Source organism: Chloroflexota bacterium, assembly GCA_018825785.1.
GTDB lineage: Bacteria > Chloroflexota > Dehalococcoidia > JACVQG01 > JAHKAY01 > JAHKAY01.
The window spans coordinates 37850-57920 of sequence record JAHKAY010000038.1; the positions used below are offsets into that span (position 1 = coordinate 37850).

At 62.4% G+C, this 20071-nt stretch carries 16 protein-coding genes; 11 read left to right on the forward strand and 5 right to left on the reverse strand.

What is annotated here, in order from left to right:
- Positions 1-5: 5 nt before the first annotated feature.
- Positions 6-1265: a glucose-1-phosphate adenylyltransferase gene (locus KJ624_05915; GenBank protein ID MBU2009350.1), complete on the reverse strand. Its 1260-nt coding sequence runs from the start codon at positions 1263-1265 to the stop codon at positions 6-8.
- Positions 1266-1407: 142 nt separating this feature from the next.
- Between KJ624_05915 and KJ624_05920 the strand changes: the two genes are divergently transcribed.
- From KJ624_05920 to KJ624_05935, 4 genes are all read left to right on the forward strand, one after another.
- The gene (locus tag KJ624_05920; GenBank protein MBU2009351.1) at positions 1408-1920 is read left to right on the forward strand and encodes a small multi-drug export protein; all 513 of its coding nucleotides are present in this window, start codon (positions 1408-1410) and stop codon (positions 1918-1920) included.
- Positions 1921-2168: 248 nt separating this feature from the next.
- Positions 2169-5957 carry a DNA-directed RNA polymerase subunit beta gene (locus KJ624_05925; protein ID MBU2009352.1) on the forward strand — a complete coding sequence of 1263 codons (3789 nt, stop codon included), beginning with the start codon at positions 2169-2171 and terminating at the stop codon, positions 5955-5957.
- Positions 5950-9819, forward strand: coding sequence for a DNA-directed RNA polymerase subunit beta' (gene rpoC / locus KJ624_05930; GenBank protein MBU2009353.1), 3870 nt, complete (start codon positions 5950-5952; stop codon positions 9817-9819). Before KJ624_05925 ends, rpoC begins: the two co-directional genes overlap by 8 nt.
- The gene (locus KJ624_05935; protein MBU2009354.1) at positions 9820-11193 is read left to right on the forward strand and encodes a winged helix-turn-helix domain-containing protein; all 1374 of its coding nucleotides are present in this window, start codon (positions 9820-9822) and stop codon (positions 11191-11193) included. It abuts the gene before it with no gap.
- A gap of 10 nt (positions 11194-11203) precedes the next feature.
- Here KJ624_05935 and larB read toward each other — a convergent pair whose 3' ends face one another.
- Positions 11204-11944, reverse strand: coding sequence for a nickel pincer cofactor biosynthesis protein LarB (gene larB, locus KJ624_05940; GenBank protein MBU2009355.1), 741 nt, complete (start codon positions 11942-11944; stop codon positions 11204-11206).
- A gap of 67 nt (positions 11945-12011) precedes the next feature.
- On the opposite strand from larB, the gene KJ624_05945 reads away from it, so the two are divergent.
- Both KJ624_05945 and KJ624_05950 read left to right on the forward strand, forming a co-directional pair.
- Positions 12012-12182 carry a methytransferase partner Trm112 gene (locus tag KJ624_05945; GenBank protein ID MBU2009356.1) on the forward strand — a complete coding sequence of 57 codons (171 nt, stop codon included), beginning with the start codon at positions 12012-12014 and terminating at the stop codon, positions 12180-12182.
- 301 nt (positions 12183-12483) lie between these two features.
- Positions 12484-12804 (forward strand): zinc ribbon domain-containing protein, encoded by a 321-nt coding sequence (locus KJ624_05950; GenBank protein ID MBU2009357.1) that lies wholly within the window; start codon positions 12484-12486, stop codon positions 12802-12804.
- Positions 12805-12977: 173 nt separating this feature from the next.
- Here the strand turns inward: KJ624_05950 and queD are convergent, their stop codons facing one another.
- From queD to folP, 3 genes are read right to left on the reverse strand one after another with little or no spacing between them, the layout of a single operon-like run.
- The gene (gene queD / locus KJ624_05955) at positions 12978-13340 is read right to left on the reverse strand and encodes a 6-carboxytetrahydropterin synthase QueD (protein ID MBU2009358.1); all 363 of its coding nucleotides are present in this window, start codon (positions 13338-13340) and stop codon (positions 12978-12980) included.
- Positions 13333-13833 (reverse strand): 2-amino-4-hydroxy-6-hydroxymethyldihydropteridine diphosphokinase, encoded by a 501-nt coding sequence (gene folK / locus KJ624_05960; protein MBU2009359.1) that lies wholly within the window; start codon positions 13831-13833, stop codon positions 13333-13335. The genes queD and folK overlap by 8 nt, the downstream gene beginning before the upstream one ends.
- Positions 13827-14654, reverse strand: a complete 828-nt coding sequence (gene folP / locus KJ624_05965; protein MBU2009360.1) for a dihydropteroate synthase — start codon at positions 14652-14654, stop codon at positions 13827-13829. Before folP ends, folK begins: the two co-directional genes overlap by 7 nt.
- An 87-nt stretch (positions 14655-14741) precedes the next feature.
- On the opposite strand from folP, the gene KJ624_05970 reads away from it, so the two are divergent.
- The 5 genes from KJ624_05970 to KJ624_05990 are packed head-to-tail and all read left to right on the forward strand — an operon-like array spanning position 14742 to position 20069.
- A complete protein-coding gene (locus KJ624_05970) occupies positions 14742-16292 on the forward strand; it encodes a methylmalonyl-CoA carboxyltransferase (protein ID MBU2009361.1) in 1551 nt (516 codons plus the stop codon).
- On the forward strand, positions 16293-16463 hold the full coding sequence (locus tag KJ624_05975) for a hypothetical protein (protein ID MBU2009362.1): 171 nt from the start codon (positions 16293-16295) through the stop codon (positions 16461-16463).
- Positions 16444-18321, forward strand: coding sequence for a pyruvate carboxylase subunit B (locus KJ624_05980; GenBank protein MBU2009363.1), 1878 nt, complete (start codon positions 16444-16446; stop codon positions 18319-18321). The genes KJ624_05975 and KJ624_05980 overlap by 20 nt, the downstream gene beginning before the upstream one ends.
- A gap of 3 nt (positions 18322-18324) precedes the next feature.
- Entirely contained in the window at positions 18325-19572 is a 1248-nt protein-coding gene (locus KJ624_05985; GenBank protein ID MBU2009364.1) for a 3-isopropylmalate dehydratase large subunit, read from the forward strand.
- The gene (locus KJ624_05990; GenBank protein ID MBU2009365.1) at positions 19572-20069 is read left to right on the forward strand and encodes a 3-isopropylmalate dehydratase small subunit; all 498 of its coding nucleotides are present in this window, start codon (positions 19572-19574) and stop codon (positions 20067-20069) included. Before KJ624_05985 ends, KJ624_05990 begins: the two co-directional genes overlap by 1 nt.
- Positions 20070-20071 lie beyond the last annotated feature (2 nt).

Genomic DNA, 20071 nt, shown 5'->3' on the forward strand with positions numbered 1-20071 from the left:
TGGTTTCATACCCGGTGGCGGCCGGGGGACTTCTTTTCCACCGATTCCCCGCTGGGGATGAAGTCCGAGGGGAAGTCCTCCTGCTCCGCCCAGCAGATTATCTTGACATTGCGGCCCACCTTAATCCCCGGGGGGATGTGGGCCCCCTTGCCCACGATGGTGATGCCGGTATTGAGGTGCTCCGGCTTATCCCGGTTGGGGGTATTATCTTCCCCAAAGCCCAGGGTGGAGCCGGCGCCTATCTTCACCTCTTTGTCCACAATACAGCGGTGGACCACCACCCCCCGCTCCACCTCCACATCATCAAAGAGCACCGAGTCCACCACCGTTGCCCCCTCCTCCACATAGACCCCCGGGGAGAGGATGGAGTTCAGCACCGTCCCATTGATGATACAGCCGTGGGAGACCAGGCTGCGGGAGATGCGGGCGTTGGGCCCGGTCTTGCTGGGGGGCAGGTCCCGGACCTTGCTGTGGATGGACATCTCCTCATCATAGAGGTTGAAGGGGGGGAGGTCCTGGATGAGGTCCATGCTTGCCTGCCAGTAGGCCTCCACCGTGCCCACATCCCTCCAGTAGCCCCGGAACCGGTAGGCAAAGACCCGGTACTTGTCCAGGATGGCAGGCAGGACGTCCCGGCCAAAGTCGTAGCGGCCGCCCGCGATGGCCTGCTCCAGGATCTTGAAGAGGGCCTCCCGGTTGAAGACATAGATGCCCATGGAGCCCAGGTTGCTCGCTGGATGGGCAGGCTTCTCCTGCCATTCTATAATCCTGTCCTGGGGGCTGAGGGTGACGAGGCCAAAGCGGTGGGCCTCCTCCAGAGGGACCTCCACCACCCCCACAGTGACATCGGCCCGGCGCTGGCGGTGGGAGCTTATCATATGGTCGTAACGCATGGTATAGATATGGTCCCCGGCCAGGACGAGGACGTCTTCCACCTTGTGGTCCTGGACAAAGTAGAGGTTCTGATGGATGGCATCGGCCGTGCCCCGGTTCCACTCCCCCTTCCCCAGCCCCAGATAGGGCTGGAGGATGGTGACCCCTCCGTTGGAGCGGTCCAGGTCCCAGGGCTTGCCAATGCCGATATGCGCCGACAGGGAACGGGGGTTATACTGGGTGAGGATGGCTACCTTGAAGATGCCGGAGTTGACACAGTTGGAGAGGACAAAATCAATAATCCGGTACCGGCCGGCAAAGGGTACCGCCGGCTTGGCCCTCTCTGCTGAAAGGATAGAGAGCCTCTCCCCGGCCCCCCCGGCCAGGACCATAGCTAAAACCCGCTGCATCACCAGAAATTCTAGACCAGCCCCCCCAGGAAATCAACAGAAGTCTTGACCCAGCCCCACCTTGCTGTTAGACTTCGCCGGAATTGACCTGACTCCTTTTCTTTGTTAGACTTACCCAGCTTTAGTGAACTTGGAAGAATTTTTTGGAGTGCTCCTCATTGCCGCCTCACCAGTGGTGGAACTACGGGGAGCAATACCGCTGGCTATTTACACCTACGATTTCCCCTGGTATTCTGCTCTTGCCATTTCTCTGATAGGTAACCTTCTACCAGTGCCTCTCCTTCTCGTCCTCTGGGATAAACTGTCAAGGCTCCTCAGCAAGATTGGGGTTTGCGAGCGAGTCCTGCGCTGGGTTTATGCCCGCACGAGGAGGCAAGGGAGACTAATTAAGAAATATGAAAGGGTTGGGCTTATGCTGTTTGTAGCCGTGCCCCTCCCTGGCACTGGAGCCTGGACCGGTTCCATCGCTGCCTTTCTCTTCGGTATGGAGTTTAAAAAGGCCCTCCTTTCCATTGTCGCAGGGGTAATTATTGCCGGAGTGATTGTTACCTGCCTGAGCCTTCTCGGTTGGGTAGGGGCGCTCCTTGCTGGCATAGGGCTTATAACCTTGGCCATCCTCGGTCAATGGAAGATTTAGGATGTTGAAATCCTTCCTCCTGGGGGCCCTGGCCCTCATCGCCTGGTGGTTCCTCCACCACCTGCGGGGTCTATCCCAAAAAGGGACTTGACAAAACAAAAGAGGGGTGGCATAATACTGTTTTGCGACGCTCAAACTATGCCTCTTTTTCCGAACGGCAAACCCTAGGGCCAGGCTTTTTGCTTTTTTGCCCCCGTTTACCCCATCGGGGCATAGGGGCCTAGTATTCTGCCCAAAGGAGCCAAGAGATGGTTTCGGAACTAGCTGTTCCTTCTCGCGTCCCCCAGGTGAGGTCCTACGCCCATGTCCCGGATGTACTGGAGGTCCCCAACCTCGTCCAGGTACAGCTGGACTCCTACGACTGGTTCAGGGGCAAGGGACTGGGGGAGCTCCTGCGGGATATCTCCCCCATTGAGGACTTCACCGGCACCCGTTTTGAGCTGACCTTCCTCAACCCCAACAAGGGGCCGGAGTATGGGCAATCCCGCTATGAGTTCCGCCCCCCCAAACACGATGAGGCGGAGTGCCGGCTACGGGACCTGACCTATGCCTCCCCTCTCTTTGTTACCGTCTGGCTCAAGCACCGGGAGGCGCCTCAGGAATACAAGGAGTCGGTCATCTTCCTGGGAGACTTCCCCCTGATGACCCGCCAGGGGACATTCATAGTCAACGGTGCCGAGAGGGTGGTGGTGAGCCAGTTGGTCCGCTCCCCGGGGGTCTATCTCACCCTGGAGGAGGATGTCACCACCGGCCGGAACCTCTGTTATGCCAAGCTCATCCCGGACCGGGGGGCCTGGCTGGAATTTGAGACCTCCAACCGGGATGTGGTCTCGGTGAAGGTAGACGGGAAAAGAAAAATCGCCGTCACCACCCTCCTCCGGGCCATTGGCTATAGCAACGATGAGAAGCTGAAGGAGCTCTTCCAGGATGTGGACAAAAACCCAGACCATCACTACATCCAGACTACCATAGACTGGCAGAACCTGGAGCTGGCCCGGGGCGGGGAAGAGGAGAAGCTAGACAACCAGGAGAAGGCCCTGAGATACATTTTCCGCCGCCTGCGCCCCGGGGACCCCGCCAACCTGGAGAATGCCCAGGCCCTCATCAAGAACCTCCTCTTCAACCCCCGCCGCTATGACCTAGGCCGGGTAGGCCGGTACAAGCTCAACCAGAGGCTGGGGAAAGACCTCCTCACCCTCAGAGGGGCCCTGCCCGAAGAGAGAGTTCTTACCCCGGAGGACTTGGTGGCCATTGGGCGGCATATTATCCGCGTGGACAATGGAGAAGGGCACCCCGATGACATTGACCACCTGGGCAACCGGCGGGTGAGGACGGTTGGGGAGCTCATCCAGAACCAGTTCCGCATCGGTCTCCTGCGCCTGGAGCGGGTGGTCAAGGAAAGGATGAGCATCATTGACCCCAAGGTGGCCACCCCGGCCAACCTCATCAACATCCGTCCGGTGATAGCCGCCCTGAGGGAGTTCTTCGGGGGCTCCCAGCTCTCCCAGTTTATGGACCAGACCAACCCCCTGGCCGAGCTCACCCACAAGAGGCGACTTTCCGCCCTGGGCCCTGGAGGCCTTTCCCGGGAGAGGGCGGGGTTTGATGTGCGGGATGTGCACCACTCCCACTACGGCCGGGTCTGCCCCATTGAGACCCCGGAAGGGCCCAACATCGGCCTCATCGGCAGCCTGGCCACCTATGCCCGGCTCAACCCCTACGGCTTCATTGAGACCCCTTACCGCCGGGTCACTCGGGAGTTTGAGAACGCCGACCCCAGACTGATAGGCAGGACTCTCAGGGAGAAGGTGACCAACAGGGAAGGCAAAGCAGTAGCCGAGGCGGGCAGCGTGGTGGACGAGAAGCTCTTCCAGCGCCTCTCCCGCCTGGCTCCCAAGAATATCCCATTGGTCCCCTCGGTCTCCTCCAGTCTGGAGGACATAGAATACCTCTCCGCTGACCGTGAGGAGGACCACACCATCGCCCAGGCCAACACCCGCCTGGATGCCCAGGGCCACTTCCTGGAGGAAAAGGTGGAAGTGAGGCGGGGCAGCCGCTACTCCCTGGAGAGCCCCCTCCGCATTGACTATATGGATGTCTCCCCCAAACAGATAGTGAGTGTAGCCACCTCCCTCATCCCCTTCCTGGAACACGATGATGCCAACCGGGCCCTTATGGGCTCCAACATGCAGCGCCAGTCGGTGCCTCTCCTCCAGCCCAGGGCCCCCATTCTGATTACGGGTATGGAGCGCCTTGCGGGCCGGGACTCGGGCCAGGTAGTCTTCGCCCGGCGCGAGGGGACAGTCGCCTCGGTCACCAGCAATGAGATAAGGGTGGTGACCGAGGAAGGGGAGGAGGTCCATCCCCTGATGAAGTTCATCCGCACCAACCAGGGCACCTGCCTCAACCAGCGCCCCCTGGTAGACAAAGGGGAGCGCGTCCGGGCGGGCCAGGTCCTGGCCGATAGCTCCTCCACCGACGGAGGGGAGTTGGCCCTGGGGGATAATGTGCTGGTGGCCTTCATGAGCTGGGAAGGCTACAACTTTGAGGATGCGGTCATCATCTCCGAAAGCCTGATAAGGGCCGACCGCTTCAGCTCCATCCACATAGAGAAGCATGAGATGGAGGCCAGGGAGACCAAGCTGGGGCCAGAAGAGATAACCCGGGATATCCCGAATGTAGGTGAGGAGAGCCTGCGGGACCTGGACGAAAACGGCATTATCCGCCTCGGGGCGGAGGTGGGGCCGGGGGATATCCTGGTGGGCAAGATAACCCCAAAGGGGGAAACAGAACTCACCCCCGAGGAAAAGCTCCTCCGCGCCATCTTCGGGGAGAAGGCCCGGGATGTGAAGGACACCTCCCTGCGCATCCCCCACGGGGAGAAGGGAAAAGTAATAGCTGTAAAGGTCTTCTCCCGGGAGGCCAAAGATGAGCTCCCCGCCGGGGTGATAAGACTAGTCCGGGTCTGGGTGGCCCAGCGCCGGAAGCTCTCGGTGGGGGACAAGATGGCAGGCCGCCATGGCAACAAGGGGGTCATCGCCCGCATCCTGCCCGATGAGGACATGCCCCTTCTCCCCGATGGCCGCCATGTGGAGATAATCCTTAATCCCATCAGTGTGCCCTCCCGGATGAACCTGGGCCAGGTCCTGGAGACCCATCTGGGCGGGGCGGCCTTCACCATGGGCTTCCGGGCGACATGTCCGGTATTCCAGGGGGCCACCTCCGAAGAGATAGAGGAGGCCCTGGCCCAGGCCTGGCTGGTCCAGCGCAGCGGCGCCCTCCAGTTCAGTGAACAGGGCCGGCCCCAGGTGGACTGGGGAAAAGCCCGGCCCTGGCTTACGGAGAAGGGCTTTGACCCGGAAAAGGTCTTCAGCCAGGTGGGGGAGGCCCGCCGCACCTGCCTCAGGGTCTGGCTGGAGGACCAGGGGGAGAATGTCAACGGCATTGCCGATAGCGAGGTGGAAGCCCTGTCAGACAAACTGGTCCAGGAGAAGCGCCTCTCCCCGCCCATCCACGGCAAGGTGGTGCTGAGGGATGGCCGCACCGGGGAACCCTTTGACCAGCCGGTAACTGTGGGCCATATCTACATGATGAAGCTTATCCACCTGGTGGAGGACAAGATACATGCCCGCTCCATCGGCCCCTACTCCCTCATCACCCAGCAACCACTGGGGGGCAAGGCCCAGTTCGGCGGCCAGCGCTTCGGCGAGATGGAAGTCTGGGCCCTGGAGGCCTACGGCGCCGCCCATATCCTCCAGGAGCTCCTCACGGTGAAGTCCGATGATGTCCTGGGCCGGGCCAAGACCTATGAGGCCATTATCAAAGGGGAGGAGATCCTCCAGCCCGGCGTCCCCGAGTCCTTTAAGGTCCTCCTCCAGGAACTCAAGAGTCTGGGCCTGGCGGTGGAAGTGCTGAACGAGGCCGAGGAGAAGGTCTCCCTGGCCGAGGAGGAGACCTTTGAGCTCCCCCGCATTCCCATGGACCTTCCCCCATTGAAGCCTGACCTGGAGAAAGGCAAGGAAGGAAAAGATGCCTGAGGTAAACGATTTCAACGCTGTCCGCATTTCTCTGGCTTCCCCCGAGCAAATAAGGGGCTGGTCCTACGGGGAGGTCCTGGTTCCCGAGACCCTGAACTACCGGACCCTCAAGCCAGAGAAGGACGGCCTCTTTTCCGAGAGGATATTCGGCCCCACCAAGGACTTTGAGTGCTACTGCGGCAAATACAAGAAGATCCGCTATAAAGGGGTCATCTGCGATAAGTGCGGGGTGGAGGTGGCCCGGGCCAAGGTCCGCCGCGAGCGTATGGGCCACATTGAACTGGCTGCCCCCGTGGCCCATATCTGGTTCTCCCGCGGCACCCCCAGCCGCCTGGGCCTTCTCCTGGACCTCTCCCCCCGTGCCCTGGAAAGGGTCCTCTATTTTGCCCAGTATATCGTTACCTCTGTTCACGATGACAAGCGCAAGAAAGCTATCCATGACCTGAAGGGGGAGACCCCGAAGAAGATTGCCGAGCTGGAGGAGAAGACCAAAGAAGAGGTCTCCCTCGTCCGGCAGAACCTGGGCAAGCTCAAGGCCGAGGAAAAGCAACAGGCCGTTCAGGCCATAGAAAGCCTGGAGCGCCGGCTGGAGGACGAAAAGGAGCAACTGGAGAGGGAAACTGAGGTCCGGATAGAGGAGATAGAGGACCTCAGCCTCATGACCCCTCTTCCCGAAAGCAAGTACCGGGAGCTCAAGGAGAAATACGACTTCTTTGAGGCCCAAATGGGCGCAGAGGCCATCCTGGACATCCTGAAGAAGTGGGACCTGGACGAGCTCAGGAGCCAGCTCCTGGGGGAGATCCAGTCCTCATCGGGCCAGAGGCGCAAGAAGGCGGCCAAGCGTCTGAGAGTGGTGGAGGCCTTCCGCCGCAGTGGCAACAAGCCGGAGTGGATGGTCCTTACCGTGTTACCGGTGTTGCCCCCGGACCTTAGGCCCATGGTCCAGTTGGATGGGGGCCGCTTTGCCACCTCCGACCTCAACGACCTCTACCGCCGGGTTATCAACCGCAACAACCGGCTCAAGAGGCTCTTGGAGCTGGGGGCCCCGGAGGTCATCATCCGCAATGAAAAGCGGATGCTCCAGGAGGCAGTGGATGCTCTGGTTGACAACAGCCGGCGCAACCAGCCCATGGCTGGAGGGGCGCGCCACCGGCTGAAGTCCCTCTCCGATATGCTCCGGGGCAAGCAGGGACGCTTCCGCCAGAACCTCCTGGGCAAGCGGGTGGACTACTCGGGCCGCTCGGTTATTGTAGTAGGCCCCGAGCTCCAGCTCTACCAGTGTGGCCTGCCCCGGAGGATGGCCCTGGAGCTCTTCAAGCCCTTTGTCATGCGCCGGCTCATTGAGGGGGGTCTGGCCCACAACATCAAGAGCGCCCGCCGGCTGGTGGAAAGGGCCAGGCCCGAGGTGTGGGACATCCTGGAGGAGGTGGTCAAGGAGAGGCCCGTCCTGCTCAACCGGGCCCCCACCCTCCACCGCCTGGGCATCCAGGCCTTTGAGCCCGCGCTCATTGATGGCAGTGCCATCCAGCTCCACCCCCTGGTCTGCGCCGCATTCAACGCTGACTTTGACGGCGACCAGATGGCGGTCCATGTCCCCCTCTCCCGCAAGGCAGTAGAAGAGGCCAGAAAGATCATGCTCAGCATCAATAACATGCTCCTTCCCAGCTCCGGTGAGCCGGTAGTGGCCCCTACCCTGGATATCGTTCTGGGTTGCTATTACCTTACCCAGGAAAAAAAAGGTGCCCGGGGCGAGGGCAGCACCTTTACCGGCTTTGATGAGGCCCTTATGGCCCACGAGCTGGGAGAGGTAGCGGTGGGGGCCAGGATAAAGGTGCGGGACAGGGAGGGCCAGATACTGGACACCACCATCGGTCAGGTCCTCTTCAACAGCGTCCTGCCCCCCCAGATAGGCTTCATCAACAGGCAGGTGGACAAGCCCTTCCTCAAGGGGCTGGTGGCCCGGTGCTACCAGCTCCTGGGCAATGAGGCTACCGCCCACATGCTGGACAACCTAAAGCACCTGGGCTTCCACTATGCCACCCAGTCGGGCATCACCATCGCCATGGACGATATCAAGGTACCCCTAGAGAAGCCCCATATCCTGGCAAAGGGTGATGAGCGCATCTCCCAGATTGAACGGCAGTACCAGATGGGCCTCATCACCGAGGAGGAGCGCTACACAAAAGTGGTAGATACCTGGACTGAGATTACCGAGGGCTTCAAGGACCTCATCCAGCAGGGCCTGGACCGCTATGGTGGCGTCTATATGATGGCCACCTCGGGGGCCAAGGGCAACATCTCCCAGATAATGCAGATGGCGGGGATGAGGGGACTGATGACCGACCCCTCAGGGAGGATAATTGACTTCCCCATCCGCTCCAGCTTCCGTGAGGGGCTCACAGTGCTGGAGTACTTCATCTCTACCCATGGTGCCCGCAAGGGCCTGGCAGATACCGCCCTCAGGACCTCGGACAGCGGCTACCTCACCCGCCGCCTGGTGGATGTAGCCCAGGATGTTATCATCACCGGAAAGGACTGCGGCACCACCCAGGGCATCTGGATATCGGAGCCGGAGGAAAAGGGCCTCCTCCAGCCCCTGGCCCGCCGCATCGTGGGCCGGATGGCAGCCGCTCCGGTGGAAGACCCCCGCACCCACCAGGTAATCGTGGAGCGCAACGAGGAGATAACCGAGGAGAAGGCCAGCGCCATTGAAGAGGCAGGGGTCACCCGGGTCTATGTACGCTCCCCCCTGGCCTGCCCCTCCCGTAAGGGGGCCTGCCAGATGTGCTACGGCCGGGACCTGGCCCGGGGCCGGCTGGTGGATATCGGCACCGCTGTGGGCATCATCGCCGCCCAGAGCATTGGGGAGCCCGGTACCCAGCTTACCATGCGCACCTTCCACACCGGTGGGGTGGTGGGCCTGGACATCACCAGCGGCCTGCCCCGGGTAGAGGAGCTCTTTGAGGCCCGGGCCCCCAAAGGCCAGGCCATAATCTCAGAGATAGACGGGGTGGTGGAGGTGCTTGAGGGGCCGGAGGGGAGAAGGATAAAAGTCACCAGCACTGAACTCCACCGGGACGAATACCCCCTGCCCACGGGGGCGGAGCTCCTGGTCTCCCAGGGCCAGAAGGTAGAAGCGGGCACCCCCCTGGCCCTGCCCTCCCCGAAGGAAAAGGGGGAAAACCACCTCCTGGCCCGGCGCTCGGGGGAGATAGCCATAGAAAAGGACGAGCTCTTTATCTACTATGAGGAGAACGATGTCCGGGACTACCTGGTCCCGGGCAATGCCCGTATCCGTCTCACCTCCGGCCAGCCGGTCCGGGCTGGCCAACAGCTTACCGATGGCCCCACCAACCCCCAGGACATGCTGCGCATCATGGGCAAGGAGGCTGTCCAGCGCTATCTGGTGAATGAGGTGCAGAAGGTCTATTGCTCCCAGGGGGTGGACATCAACGACAAGCATATTGAGACCATCTCCCGCCAGATGCTGACCAAGGTGAAGGTGGAAACCTCGGGGGACACGGATCTCCTCCCCGGGGAGCTGGTGGACCGCTTTGCCTACGAGGACACCAATGCCAAGATCCTGGCCGAGGGGGGAGAACCGGCCACCGCCCAGCCCGTGCTCCTGGGCATTACCCGGGCCTCCCTCAATACCGAAAGCTGGCTGGCCGCCGCCTCCTTCCAAGAGACCACCCGGGTCCTTACCGAGGCCGCCATCTGGGGCAAGGTGGACCGCCTGGTGGGCCTGAAGGAGAATGTCATCATCGGCAAGCTCATCCCCGCCCAGACCCTGGTAAAAGAGGCGGAGACAAGCCCCACCCTGGCCGCCGAGAAGGCCCTGAAAGAGGGGGAGGAAACCTAGTTGCCAAACCACATCCTCGCAACAGAACTAGATACCAGGAAATTCCGCCTCCTGGCCCTGACCCTGGCCGCTGCGGGCTTATATCTGCGTGCCGGGGCCATACCCATCTGGCCGGCCGTGGCCCTTATCCTGGGCTATTTCCTCTACGTCATGCTCCTGGGCTCCGTCATCCTGCCCCGGGTGAAAAGCCCCCATTTTGTCTATGCCATGATGGTGATAGACGCCGGGACCCTGGGGGCGGGACTGTATCTTACCGGGGTGCAGAGCACCCTCTTCATCCTCCTGCCCCTCTTCATCATCTACTACGCCATTTTCCAGGGCTACCGCACCAGCATCTTTGCCGCCATCGCCTTCTCCCTGATGTATACCGCCGTCACCTACGACCGTGAGGCCCTCACGGCGGGCAACATCATCTCCCTCCAGGTCCCCCTCTTCTTCCTGGTAGCCCTCATCAGTGGCTATCTGGCCCAGCGACGCCTGGAGGAGAGACGGGAAAAGGAGGAGCTCCAGGAGCTCATCCGGATGGAGAACCGGGCCCGCTCCCTCCTGGAGATGGCCCAGAGCCTGGGCCAGGCCTGGGAGCCCGAGGCCGTTCTCAAGGAGATGGCGGCCAGTCTGCCCCGGCTGGCTGGCCTGCCCGGCTGGGTGGTGTGTCTCGTGGAAGACGGAAAGTTCATTGTAAGGGACAGCAGCCTGGCCAAGGAGAAACTGGCCTCATGGGCCGGGGGGGACGGGCTATCCCTCAAGGCCCTCAGTTCCGGCGCTCCCCTGGCCCTGCCACAGCTACAGACAGGGGACGACCCGCCCCCATGGGCAAGGGAGGCGGGGGTGCGCTCCCTCCTCATCCTCCCCCTTCAGGCCCGGGGGGACACGCTGGGGCTGGTCTATCTCTTTTCCACCCTGGAGGAGAAGGAGTTCTCCCCCAACCTTCTCGGCCTGGTCACGTCCTACGGAGAGATGGCCGCCAACGCCCTGGCCAGCACCCGCGTCCAGCATGGCACCGAGGCCAGGATAAGACAGCTCACCGGCGAACTGGGGGAGGCCGTGAGCCACCTGGAGCGCCTGCGGGAGGCCCGCCGCCGCCCCGAGATTGTGGCCGGGGAGCTGCGCATTGACGGCCTCAAGGAAAAGGCCTTCCTTGGGGGGAAACCCCTCAGCCTCTCCCCCATTGAATTTGAGCTACTCTACACCCTGGCGGAAAATATCGGCCAGCCCGTAAACCAGGAGACGCTCCTCCGAAGGGTCTGGGGCAGTGACTTCACCGGGGGCAGCAATGTGGTGGATGTCTCCATCCACCGACTGAGGAAGAAGCTGGGGGAGGACGAGCGCATCCTCACCGTCCGCGGCCGCGGCTATATGCTGGTAGCTAAATAAGCCAGTTTCTTCAAGGGTAAGTAGCGCGTTTCCCCAGGTTAATCAGCCCGGCCAGGTAGCCGGCGCCGAAGCCGTTGTCTATGTTCACCACCGCCACTCCGGGGACACAGCTATTGAGCATGGCCAGGAGGGCCGCCAGCCCCTGGAAGCTGGCCCCGTAGCCGATGCTGGTGGGCACCGCCACCACGGGCGCCGCCACCAGCCCGCCGATAACGCTGGGTAGGGCCCCCTCCATCCCCGCCACCACTATCACCACCCGGGCCTGACGCAGCTTCGGGAGCTGGTCAAGAAGGCGGTGAAGGCCGGCCACCCCCACATCATAGGCCCGCTCCACGACGTTGCCCATGAGCTCGGCCGTGATAGCGGCCTCCTCCGCCACGGGCAGGTCTGAAGTCCCGGCGCTCACCACCATTACGCCCGGATGGGTGGGGGGCTCCCCCAGCCGGTCCAGCACCACCGCCCGGGCCTGAGAGTGATAGACCGCTTCAGAGAACTGCCCCTTTAGGACCTGGAAGAGGGCATCGTCCGCCCTGGTGATGAGGAGGCGGGGGGAGGCCTCCAGCAGCTTCCTGGCTATGCCCAGGACCTGGTCTGGGGTCTTCCCCTCCCCCAGGATGACTTCAGGGAAGCCCCGGCGGAGGGCCCGGTGGGTATCGGGCTTGGCGAAGCCCAGGTCCTCATAGGGGAGATGGGCCAGGCGTTCCAGGGCCTCCTCCACCCCCAGCTTCCCCTCCCTCACCCGGGTCAGCATTTCCTTCAGCCTCTCTTGCACGGGGAGATTATAGTCCTTTGCCTTACCCTGTGCTAGAATTGGCCCGATGAAAAAGGACCTGATGGAAATCCTCGCCTGCCCGGTTGACAAGGGGGAACTGGAGCTAAAGGTGGAGGTGGAGGAGGGGGACGAAATAGTCCGGGGCACCCTGGTCTGCAAGAAATGCGGGGTGAGCTATCCTATCAAAGACACCATCCCCCACCTCCTCCCCCCTTAGCTTGCCTGAACCGCATCACAGAGGCGAGTAACTCAGCTCGGCAGAGCTCCTGGTTCGGGCCCAATAGGCCGATTTGCCAACGGCTGAAAACACCCCTGACCGTGCCCCGGGCCCTGTGGCGCATCCCCGAGGGGGTCTGATTGTTATATCTGCGGGGGGTGGGATTTGGACCCGCAGGGGGTGTTACACCAGCGGATTTTTGGGGCCTCCCCCAACTGTCCCCCCACCTAAGGCAAACTTGACAGCGAGAGAGCGGGCGGGCTACAATTCCTTGTCGGACATCTTGAGACGAGGTGATAGTGTGCCCATCTACGAATACAAGTGCGCGAAATGCAGCCACACTTTTGAGAGAAGACAGCACTTCAATGATGAGCCGGTGGACGTCTGTCCCAGCTGCGGGGGCAAGTGCCGCCGGGTTATACATGCCAGCGCGGTGATATTCAAGGGCGGCGACTTCTATTCAAGCTCCAGCCGCAACCGAGGCCAGGAAGCGGAGGGCGAGTACTACAAAAGCGGCGAGGACTTCTTTGACCGCTCCGGCGTCAGCAGGGAAGAGACCATCGAGACAATGAAGACTGATGCCATCACGCGGAAAATGGTAGAAGACGCGGGCGTCGGCTAACCGGAGCTGACAGAACCGGCAGACAAGACACCTCATTCCCGAAACCGCACCACGCCACCGATTCCTTCCGACCGCCAGCCCGGATGTTGGCCCTCAAAGAAATACCGCCCCCATTACCCGCGCCATGCCCACGCCATCCCTATGCCAGGCCCAGGGAGTTCACCCCCCCGGCCTCAGGGGATAAAGCGGGCCCGGCTCTCAGGGGACTCCCAGACATCCACATAGGCCAGCTCCACCCCTTCAAGCTTGGGAGCGAGCTCCTGGTAGATGAAACGGGCCAGGTTCTCCGAGGTGGGGTTCTCCTCCTGGAAAGCGGGCAGGTCATTGAGCAGAGTGTGGTCCAGTTGGGAAACGACCGAGTGGAGCTTGAGCCGTAGCTCCACGAAGTCGTAGACGATACCGATATTGTTGGTTTTCTCCGCCCTGATGCCCACGACGGTGCGGAAACGGTGGCCGTGGAGGGCCTCGCACTTCCCGCCATAGCCCCGCAGAAAATGTGCGGCGTCAAAATGCCCTTCTACCGAGATTTCATACATGTCTCCGCCCTTTCATAGCCTTTTCGGGGGCCCAGCGCCTTACCCCCTCCCGGCCTACCCTGGCCAGGAGCTGGGACACCCTCTCCCCCCTCCCCGGGACCACCAGCTCCGGGGCCAGCTCCGCCAGGGGGACCAGGACAAAGGCCCTCTCCAGCAGGCGGGGGTGGGGAATGGTGAGGCTCTCGCTTTTCATGGCCAGCTCCCCGTAAACCAGGATATCTATATCTATGGGGCGGGGGAAGAAGGCCGGCTTTCGCCCCAAGCGGGCCTCAATCCCCTTTATGAAGGAAAGGAGCTCATGCGGCCCCAGTTCGGTCTGATAGAGGCCAACAGCGTTGAGGAAGAGGGGGCCTGTCAGCCCCACCGGGTCGGTCTCATAAAGGGGGGAGATGGCCACTACCCTTCCCCCCTCCCCCAGCAGTTCCAGGGCCTGAGCGATGTTCTTCTCCCTGTCCCCCAGGTTTGAGCCCAGGCCCAGATAGACCTCTACCACTTCTCCCTCACCACGGCATCGCTCATCCGGCAGAGGCGCGCCATGGGCCCGACATCGTGGACCCTGACGATGTCGGCCCCCCGGGCGATGCCGATGGCCACGGTGGCCGCCGTCCCCTCCAGCCTCTCCTCGGGGGGCAGGTCCAGCACCGCCCCGATGAAGGACTTGCGGGAGGTCCCCAGGAGGAGGGGAAAGCCCAGGGCCTTCAGCTCCTGGAGCCGCCCCACCAGGGTCAGGTTCTGCTCCACCGTCTTGCCAAAGCCGATGCCCGGGTCCAGAATGATATTCTCCCGGAGCACCCCTGCCTTGAGGGCCAGCTCTATGACCCTTTCCAGGTCAGCCCTGACCTCGGCCACTATATCCCCTTTTGCCGGGGCATCCCTCTGGTTGGCGGTGATGACCACGGGGACGCTATTCTCCGCCACCACCCGGACCAGGCCCGGGTCCCGCTTCAGGCCCCAGACGTCGTTTATCATATGTGCCCCCGCCTCCAGGCAGCGGCGGGCCGTGGTGGCCCTGTAGGTATCAATGCTGACAGGCACCTTCAGCCTCCCCGCCAGCCGCTCAAGGACCGGCAGGACCCGGCCCAGCTCCTCATCCGCATCCACCTGGGAGGCCTGGGGACGGGTGGACTCGCCCCCCAGGTCAATGATATCTGCCCCCTGGGCCTCCATCTCCAGGGCCCGGCTCACAGCCTCCTCGGGCCTGCCCGCCAGGCCATCGGAGGAAAAGGAATCGGGGGTGAGGTTGATGATGCCCATGATATAGGTCCTCTCCCCCCAGCGGAACTCCCTACCCCCGATAAGAGTCCTGCTGCTCATAGCTTTTCATTCTAGCACATACGAAAAAGGTTTGCCTTTTGGGGGCTTCCTCTGCTATGATAGGAAAAAGTTTTCACAGGAGAGGGGATGGGCATTCAGGACAGGATAGAGGCCCTGAATAAGCTGCGGGAGCAGGCCAGGCTGGGGGGAGGCGCCAAGCGGGTTGAGGCCCAGCACGATAAAGGAAAGCTCACCGCCAGGGAAAGGCTGGCCCTCCTCTTTGACGAGGGCACCTTTGAGGAGCTTGACCCCTTTGTCACCCACCGCGCCACAGACTTCGGCCTGGCCGAGCAGAAATACCTGGGTGATGCCGTAGCAACGGGCCACGGCCTCATCAACGGCCGCCCGGCCTTCGCCTTTGCCCAGGACTTCACCGTCTTCGGCGGCTCCCTCTCCGAGGTCGTCTCCGAGAAGATATGCAAGGTCATGGACCTGGCTGTGAAGAACGGTGCCCCCATTGTCGGCCTCAACGACTCCGGGGGTGCCCGCATCCAGGAGGGGGTGGCCAGCCTCAAGGGATACGGGGATATTTTCCTCCGGAACACCCTGGCCTCGGGGGTTATCCCCCAGGTATCAGTCATCCTGGGGCCCTGTGCCGGGGGGGCGGTGTATTCCCCGGCCATCACCGATTTCATCTTCATGGTCCGGGGAACCGGGCAGATGTATATCACCGGGCCCGATGTCATCAAGGCCGTCACCGGGGAGGAGGTGACCCACGAGGAGCTGGGAGGGGCAGTGGCCCAGGCCACCAAGTCCGGCGTGGCACACTTCATCCATGACAGCGAACAGGAGTGCCTCCAGGAGGTAAGGCGTCTTTTGAGCTTCTTTCCCCAGAACAATATGGAAGACCCCCCCTCCGTACCCCCCACAGATGACCCCGGCCGCCGGGAGGAGGCCCTCCTGCACACCGTCCCCGAGGACCCGGCCCAGGCCTATAACATGAAGGACATCATCCTCAAGGTGGTGGACAGCGGGAACTTCCTGGAGGTCCACCAGCGCTTTGCCGACAATATCATTGTGGGCTTTGCCCGGATGAACGGGAGGAGTGTTGGGATTGTGGCCCAGCAGCCCTCCCACGCCGCCGGCGTCCTTGATATCAACGCCTCGGTGAAGGCCGCCCGGTTTGTCCGCTTCTGCGATGCCTTCAACATCCCCCTGGTCACCTTCGCCGATGTGCCGGGGTTCATGCCGGGGGTGGAGCAGGAGCACGGGGGTATCATCCGCCACGGGGCCAAGCTCATCTATGCCTATGCCGAGGCCACTGTGCCCAAGGTCTCCGTCATCACCCGCAAGGCCTACGGGGGGGCATATATAGTTATGTCCAGCAAGCACCTGCGGGGGGACATCAACTACGTCTGGCCCACCGCTGAGATAGCCGTCATGGGGCCCGATGGGGCCGTGAACATCATCTTCCGGGACACCATCGCCAAAGCCGAAAACCCCGATAAGACCAGGAAGAAGCTGGTGGAGGAGTACCAGGCCAAGTTCGCCACCCCCTATGTGGCCGCCTCCCGGGGCTATGTGGACGATGTCATTGACCCCCGGGACACCCGCCCCAGGCTCATCCGGGCCCTGGAGATGCTCCAGAACAAGCGGGACACAAACCCGCCCAAGAAGCACGGCAATATTCCGCTGTAAGTGAAGGACAGGAAGGCTCTCGCCGCCGCCATCGCCGCCGTTGGCCTTTATCTTGAAGCCGAGAGGGTGGCCAGGCCCAGCCCCTGGCGTATTTCGGGGAGGCGGGAACAGCACCACCGGGACCCCAGGGCACGCCGGGGAAGGGAGAGATATGAGCGTCCGAAGCCATAGGAAAAACCATGTCGGCATCACGGATACCACCCTCCGCGACGCCCACCAGTCCACCCTGGCCACCAGGCTGAGGACCGATGACATGAAGCATCTGGCGGAGGGGATAGAGCAGGTGGGATTCCACTCCGTGGAGGTATGGGGAGGGGCCACCTTTGATGTGGCCACCCGTTTCCTGGGGGAGGACCCCTGGGACAGGATAAGAAAGCTCAAGGGCATCTTCAAGAAGACGCCCCTTCAGATGCTCCTCCGGGGCCAGAACCTGGTGGGATACCGCAACTACCCCGATGACGTGGTGCGGGCATTCGTGGAGACCGCCGCCTCCTGCGGCATTGACATCTTCCGCATCTTTGACGCCCTCAACGACGAGAGGAACTTTGAAGTCCCCATGAAGACGGTCAAGGCAGTGGGCAAACACGCCCAGGCCGCCCTCTGCTATTCCACCACCGAGCGCCGCCTGGGCGGCCCCATCTACACCATTGACTATTATGTCAAGAAGGCCCTCACCCTCCAGGAGATGGGGGCCGATAGCCTCTGTATCAAGGACATGGCCGGCCTCATTGCCCCCCAAGATGCCTTTGAGCTGGTAAAGGCACTGAAAGGGACCCTGAAAATCCCGGTCCAGCTCCATACCCACTATACCTCGGGGATGGCCTCCATGAGCTACCTCAAGGCCATCGAGGCCGGGGTGGACGTAGTGGATACCGCCCTGGCCCCCCTGGCCCTGCGCTCCTCCCAGCCGGCGGTGGAGCCCCTGGTAGTGGCCCTGGAGGGCTCGGAGAGGGAGACGGGCCTGGACCTGGCCCTCCTTCTGGTGCTGGACCAGGAGCTTGAGGCCCTCCTCCCCAACTATAAGGAGTTCCTGGACACCACCCGGGTGGCGGTGATAGATACCCAGGTCCTCGCCCACCAGATACCGGGGGGCATGATAAGCAACCTCGTATCCCAGCTCAGGGAGGCAGGGGCACTGGACCGGCTGGAGGAGGTCTATGCCGAGCTCCCGAGGACGAGAAGGGAGTTGGGCTATCCCCCCCTGGTCACCCCCACCAGCCAGATTGTGGGCATCCAGGCGGTGCAGAATGTCCTCTTTGGCCGCTACAAGATGGTCTCCCAGGAGGTCAAGGACTACGTCTACGGCCTCTACGGCCACCCCCCCGCCCCCATAGACCCCCACGTTCAGAAGCTGGTCCTGAAGGGCTATCCCAGGGGGGAGACCCCTATCACCACCCGGGCCGCCGATTCCCTGGAACCGGAGATGGAGAAGGCCAGGGAGGCTGTGAAGCACCTCTCCACCAAGCTGGAGGACGCCCTGACCTATGCCCTCTACCCCACCACTGGGATGAGGTTCCTGCGCTGGAAGTACGGCCTGGAGGAGATGCCTAAAGAGGTCAAGGCCATTGGCAGGGAAAAGCCCCCGGAGGCTCCCCCGGTCAAGGCGACGGAGAAGCCCCCGGCCAGGGCGCCCGGCCTGCGGCCCTTCCATGTCTATATCGGCGATGAATACTTCCGGGTGGAGGTAGCTCCGGCCGGGAGCGCTTCCCCCACCCCGGCCCCGGCCACCCCTCCCCCAGTAAAGGCGGAGGCCCCTGCAGCAAGAGCGGAGGCCCCCGCGTCAAAGGAGGCCCCGGCGGTCGCCCAAAAGGATGTGGTCATTGTTGCCCCCATGCCCGGCATTGTCATCCACTACGAGGTGAAGGTGGGGGACAAGATAAAAGAAGGGGACGGGGTGGTGGTCTTTGAGGCCATGAAGATGCAGATTGTCCTCTCCACCCCCAGCTCCGGGGTGGTCAAAGCCGTCAACTGCAAGCCCGGGGACAAGAGCGCCAAGGGGGATATCCTGGCCGTTATTACGGGTGAATAGGCAATGGGCATGACGCTGGCCGAGAAGATACTGAGCGCCAGGGCCAAGGCCCCCTGTCGGGCTGGGGATATCATTATAAGCCCGGTGGACCTGGTCTTTGCCCAGGATACCACCGGCCCACTGACGGTGAGGCAGTTTGAGGCCCTGGGCCTGGGGAAGCTGGCCAGCCCCTCCCGGACGGTGTTCTTCCTGGACCACGCGGCCCCCTCCCCCTCCAAGGAGCTGGCCAACGACCACCGCCTCCTCAGGGAGTTTGCCCGGAGGACCGGGGCGGTCATCTCGGAGGTGGGGGAGGGCATCTGCCACCAGCGGGTGGTGGAGGACTATGCCTCGCCGGGGGAGGTCATCGTGGGGGCTGACTCCCACACCGTAACGGCGGGGGGCCTGGGGGCCTTCGCCACCGGCATGGGCTCCTCCGATATAGCCGTGGCCATGGCCCTGGGCAGGACCTGGCTCCGGGTCCCCGAGGGCTTCCAGATTGCGCTGAATGGCTCCTTTTCCCGCGGCGTCTTCGCCAAGGACCTGATTCTCTATATCATCTCAAGGATTGGGGCCGATGGGGCCACCTACCAGTCCCTGGAGTTTATGGGGCAGGGGTTGAAGGGCCTTTCCATGGCCGACCGCTTTGCCGTGGCCAATATGGCGGTGGAGGCGGGGGCTAAGGTGGGCCTCTTCCCCTCCGATGAGACCACCCACAGCTACCTCCGGGCACGGGGGCGGGAGAAGGACTCCCACCCCCTTTCCCCCGACCCCGATGCCCATTATGTAAACAGCCTGGAGGTGGCCCTGTCCCGGCTGGAGCCTATGGTAGCCAGGCCACACCGGGTTGATAATGCTGTGCCCGTGGAAGAAGTAAAGGGAACCCCCATTCACCAGGTCTTTATCGGCACCTGCACCAACGGCCGGCTGGAGGACCTGGAAATAGCCGCCAGGCTCCTGGCCGGGAAGAAGGCCCGCTCCCGCCTCATCGTGGCCCCCGCCTCCCGGGGGATATTCCTGGAGGCCATGAAACGGGGCTATCTCCAGGCCCTGGCCGAGGCCGGGGCCATGCTGGTCGCCCCCGGCTGCGGGCCCTGCCTGGGGGTGCACATGGGGGTGCTGGGGGACGGGGAAAACTGCCTTTCCACCGCCAACCGCAACTTCCAGGGACGGATGGGCAACCCCCAGGCCTTCATCTACCTGGCCAGCCCCGCTACCGCCGCCGCCACCGCCATTAAAGGGGAGATTTCCGACCCCAGGGAGTTCCTGTGATGAGAAAAACTCTTAGAGTAGGCGACGATATCTCCACCGACCACATCATCCCCGGGCGCTTCGCCCACCTCCGCTCAAATTTGCCGGAGCTGGCCAAACATGCCCTGGAGGACACCTATCCCTCCTTTGCCCAGAAGGTGAATCCGGGGGACTTCCTGGTAGCGGGCAAGAACTTCGGCCTGGGCTCCAGCCGGGAGCATGCCGCTATTGTCCTGAAGGTTGCCGGGATAAAGGCCGTCCTGGCCAAGTCCTGCGCCCGCATATTCTTCCGTAACGCCATCAACGTGGGCCTGCCCGTCCTCATCACCAATACCGACGCCATTGACGAAGGGGACGAGCTAGAGGTAGACTGGGCAACCGGCCAGGTGAAAGACCTCGCCAAAGGCATTGAGTTGGGCTTTGGCAGGATTCCGCCGGTGATGCTGAAGATACTGGAAGAGGGAGGGCTGGTGCCCTTCATCCAGAAATATAAGAACCTGGAACTGCCTGGAGGCTAAGA

What these genes read in the sequence shown, in the direction of transcription:
- KJ624_05915 (MBU2009350.1), bottom strand. Translation starts at nt 1,265, where the DNA reads ATGGTCCTGGCCGGGGGGGCCGGGGAGAGGCTCTCTATCCTTTCAGCA.
- KJ624_05925 (MBU2009352.1), top strand. Translation starts at nt 2,169, where the DNA reads ATGGTTTCGGAACTAGCTGTTCCTTCTCGCGTCCCCCAGGTGAGGTCC.
- rpoC (MBU2009353.1), top strand. Translation starts at nt 5,950, where the DNA reads ATGCCTGAGGTAAACGATTTCAACGCTGTCCGCATTTCTCTGGCTTCC.
- larB (MBU2009355.1), bottom strand. Translation starts at nt 11,944, where the DNA reads ATGCTGACCCGGGTGAGGGAGGGGAAGCTGGGGGTGGAGGAGGCCCTG.
- KJ624_05945 (MBU2009356.1), top strand. Translation starts at nt 12,012, where the DNA reads ATGAAAAAGGACCTGATGGAAATCCTCGCCTGCCCGGTTGACAAGGGG.
- queD (MBU2009358.1), bottom strand. Translation starts at nt 13,340, where the DNA reads ATGTATGAAATCTCGGTAGAAGGGCATTTTGACGCCGCACATTTTCTG.
- folP (MBU2009360.1), bottom strand. Translation starts at nt 14,654, where the DNA reads ATGAGCAGCAGGACTCTTATCGGGGGTAGGGAGTTCCGCTGGGGGGAG.
- KJ624_05970 (MBU2009361.1), top strand. Translation starts at nt 14,742, where the DNA reads ATGGGCATTCAGGACAGGATAGAGGCCCTGAATAAGCTGCGGGAGCAG.
- KJ624_05980 (MBU2009363.1), top strand. Translation starts at nt 16,444, where the DNA reads ATGAGCGTCCGAAGCCATAGGAAAAACCATGTCGGCATCACGGATACC.
- KJ624_05985 (MBU2009364.1), top strand. Translation starts at nt 18,325, where the DNA reads ATGGGCATGACGCTGGCCGAGAAGATACTGAGCGCCAGGGCCAAGGCC.
- KJ624_05990 (MBU2009365.1), top strand. Translation starts at nt 19,572, where the DNA reads ATGAGAAAAACTCTTAGAGTAGGCGACGATATCTCCACCGACCACATC.